This is a genomic window from Vibrio sp. Vb1755, assembly GCF_033338635.1.
Taxonomy (GTDB): domain Bacteria; phylum Pseudomonadota; class Gammaproteobacteria; order Enterobacterales; family Vibrionaceae; genus Vibrio; species Vibrio alginolyticus.
This window is the reverse complement of record NZ_JAWOTA010000297.1, coordinates 1-1,119: the sequence shown is the minus strand read 5'-3', so window position 1 is coordinate 1,119 and position 1,119 is coordinate 1. Positions and strand designations below refer to the sequence as shown.

The following is a 1,119-nucleotide window of genomic DNA, read 5'->3' as shown; positions in this document are numbered from 1 at the left end:
GCATCTGAAGATCGAGGTGTTCACGTTGGCTATTTGGCCCAAGAGGTGGAGCTATTTCCAGGAACCATTCGTGAGAACATCGCGCGTTTTAAACAAGAAGATCCAGCGAAGGTGATCAAAGCTGCACAATTAGCGGGTTGTCACGAATTAATCCTCAAAAAGAACAAAGGTTACGACTTCGTTATTGGCGAAAATGGTCGTGGACTGTCGGGTGGTGAACGACAAAGGATTGCGCTAGCACGAGCTGTCTATGGAGATCCTTCTATCGTCGTCTTTGATGAAGCAAACGCCAATCTAGACGGAGAAGGTGAGGCTGCGTATCAGCGTCTTATCGCTCATCTAAAATCTCAGGGCTCGACCATTGTGGTTATCGCCCATAATCCAAGCACATTGAGGCAAATGGATCGATTGCTGTATTTAGCTGATGGCCGCGCCAAACTTTATGGTGCTCGAGATGAAGTGTTGAAGCGTTTAATGGGTGAGGACAGAACGGATATTCCAAGGGTGAAAAATGAGCAATCAGCAGCCAGTCGTTAACGAACTTCCTGCGGAGAAAGTGTACCGTTTCAGTTCAGATGCTAACTTGAGTTTCAAAAAGCCAATTTTGCTCGGAGTTGCAACGTTAAGCTTTTTCCTAGGCGGTTTAGGATATTGGGCGGCTACCGCAAAGTTAGAGAGTGCTGCTATCGCTTATGGAGATTTGTCTGTTCTAACCAAGCGGCAAGAGATACAGCATTTAGAAGGCGGTATCATTGAAAAACTGTATGTTCAAGAGGGCGATTTGGTAAAGAAAGGCCAGCCGCTTGTTCAATTGTCGCAACGTCAGCCAATGGCCAAGTTAGATGCAGTTAGTGGTCAGTACATTCACACGCTAGCGAAGGAAAACCGGCTGAGTGCCGAATTGGATGAATTAGCGGATATCTCGTGGTCTGGTGATCTAGAAGCGATTCCTCGTGTGAACATCGTTAAAGAAGCACAGTTAGTGCAAAACAAAATCTTTACTGCCAGAAAGCGTTTTTTTGAGAGCAAGCTTAGTATTATTGAACAAAGTATTTCTGGTGCGAGCTTAGAGCTCGAAAATCTTAAGCAAACCAAAGTCATCGAAAGAGAGCGCCTCAA

The 1,119-nt window shown here is 45.5% G+C and carries 2 protein-coding genes; both read left to right on the top strand.

The window, feature by feature from the left end; translation table 11 throughout:
• The coding region (locus R7E00_RS24685; protein ID WP_318124846.1) for an ATP-binding cassette domain-containing protein at positions 1-537 on the top strand (537 nt) is incomplete at its 5' end.
• A partial coding sequence (locus tag R7E00_RS24680; protein WP_318124845.1) for a biotin/lipoyl-binding protein occupies positions 512-1,119 on the top strand: 608 nt, incomplete at its 3' end. The genes R7E00_RS24685 and R7E00_RS24680, both read left to right, overlap by 26 nt.